Source organism: Methylocystis borbori, assembly GCF_036576025.1.
Classification (GTDB): Bacteria; Pseudomonadota; Alphaproteobacteria; order Rhizobiales; family Beijerinckiaceae; genus Methylocystis; species Methylocystis borbori.
In genome coordinates this window covers 1-1879 of the sequence record NZ_JAZHYN010000093.1, presented here as the reverse complement: position 1 = coordinate 1879, position 1879 = coordinate 1, and the positions used below count along the sequence as shown (strand labels likewise).

The window sequence follows — 1879 nt, the reverse complement described above, 5'->3', positions numbered from 1 at the left end:
AACCCCCCGGCGATTTGGGTCGCCGGGGGGAGAGGCTAGCGCTTGGGGCGCTTATATTTATTGATCGCTTAGGGCATATCGCCGGCGACGAACTTCGGAATGACCGGCCCGCCGATTTCCGCGCCGAAGCGACGGCCCGTCGGCGAGAAGAACATCAGCAGACCGCCGACCTGGCTGTCCGTGTCATAGGCGAGGTCGGACAGACGCTCGATATCCCAGCGCGCGTCCTGCACCTTGACTTCGATGTCCTTGGTCTCGCCCGGCGCGATCGGCGTCGGGTCGACCGAGAGGCCGCGGTCGGCGAGCAGATAGTCCGGGAACTCAGGCTTGGTCGTGAACACGTCGGGGTTCAGGAAGCGCAGGCCCGCCGTGGTGTATTCGCCAAGACGCACCGGCTCCGTGGTTCCGTTCGTGACCTTGACGTTGATCGTCAGCTCGCGGCCGGGAACCTTGTAGACGCCGCCGTGAAGCTCCGTCGTCACCTGCTCCTTGCCCACGCCAGGCGTGCCGTCCGTCACGATCGGCGTCAGCGGCTTCTGCAAGCCGGCCTGAAGCGGGATCGTGCGCGGGAACGTCGAGTTCGTCACGGCGTAGCCCACGATCGTCGCCAGAATGGTCAGCGCCAGAACAATCGCGCCAATCCGCTTGTCGTCGTCGCCGATCGCTTCCTGACCCGTCGCCACGCGCAGATAGGAGGCGATGATGCCCTTGCGCACGAACCAGAACAGGATCCACGCCGCGCCAACCGCCAGCCACGGCAGATGCCAGGCGTAAACCCGGTTGATGCCGTAGGTCTCGAGGTCGACCGTCGAGCCGTCAAGAAGCGTCACGGGGTCCGTGAAGTCCTTCATGTCGCCCTTGATCTCAATCCACTGGCCGGGGCCGATGATCGGTCCGCCGCCCTCGACGTTGATCTGCGCATGGACGTGCCAGCGGCCGGCGCGACGGCCGCGCAGATTGATCGAGAAGGCGTAGTCATTGCCCGGAACCAGCGACACCGAACGCGGCGCGAACTGCTCGCCGATGAACTGAGCCGTGCGAACCAGAACCGGACCAGGCTCGCCCGCGTTCAGGAACGACACGCGCGGATTGGCCACGGCCTGCGGCCACGCCGAGAAGACGTGCACCTTGCCAGACAGGATCAGCTCTTCATTGACGTTCACCGTCGTCTTCGACCACTGAACGTCATACCAGTTCAGCGTGCGCATCCGAAGAAACGCCTGCTGCGACTTCTCGCCGTGGGCCGAAGCCGGAGCGATCGCTCCGAGCGTCGCCGCCACCGCCGCCGCCGCCCCAAAGGCGACAAGCTTGACGAACTTTCTCATCGTTAAACCTCCCAGGTTCTTCTTCCCGGCCTGCGCCTCGCGCCCAAGCCGGAGCATTTTCCCTCGCAGCGGACCCCTAAGCCGCGCGCCATAAACCAGGCCTCAGCCCAGCCCCTTCGCGCGCCCGCGGCCCGCCGCGTCTCTTGATTGCTTTCCGAAAGGACGGCCGCGGAGATCCCGCCGCCGCCCGCCTCATGCAGGCTTTAGACCTTGCAGGCTTAGATCTTGTCGATGATCTTCGTCGTCGAATACCAGCGGCCCATGAACCACCAGAGGAAATACACCAGCATCGACACGAAGCCCGAGAAGAACGCCGCAACCGGCACAACGTCCTTACCGAAGGTGCGCAGCGTGCCGCGCTCGACCATGCGGATGTATTCCGGCATCGACGTGCGGACGAAGTGGAAGCCGATCAGATCCGCCAGCGTCATCAGCTGGCCATGCTGTTCCGTCGCCTGATGGAACGCCGCAATCGCCGGCCAGTTGTTCGGATAGAACAAAAGACCCCAGCCCAGCGAACCGACAATCGCCGTGATCACATAGGAGCCCGACAG

Annotated in this window: 2 protein-coding genes; both read right to left on the bottom strand. The window is 64.3% G+C overall.

All coding sequences use genetic code 11. From position 1 onward, the window contains the following. Positions 1-68 precede the first annotated feature (68 nt). A complete protein-coding gene (gene amoB, locus V3H18_RS16515; RefSeq protein ID WP_332083175.1) occupies positions 69-1325 on the bottom strand; it encodes a bacterial ammonia monooxygenase, subunit AmoB in 1257 nt (418 codons plus the stop codon). Positions 1326-1543: 218 nt separating this feature from the next. Next, on the bottom strand, positions 1544-1879 hold a 336-nt coding region (locus tag V3H18_RS16510), incomplete at its 5' end, for a methane monooxygenase/ammonia monooxygenase subunit A (RefSeq protein WP_332083174.1).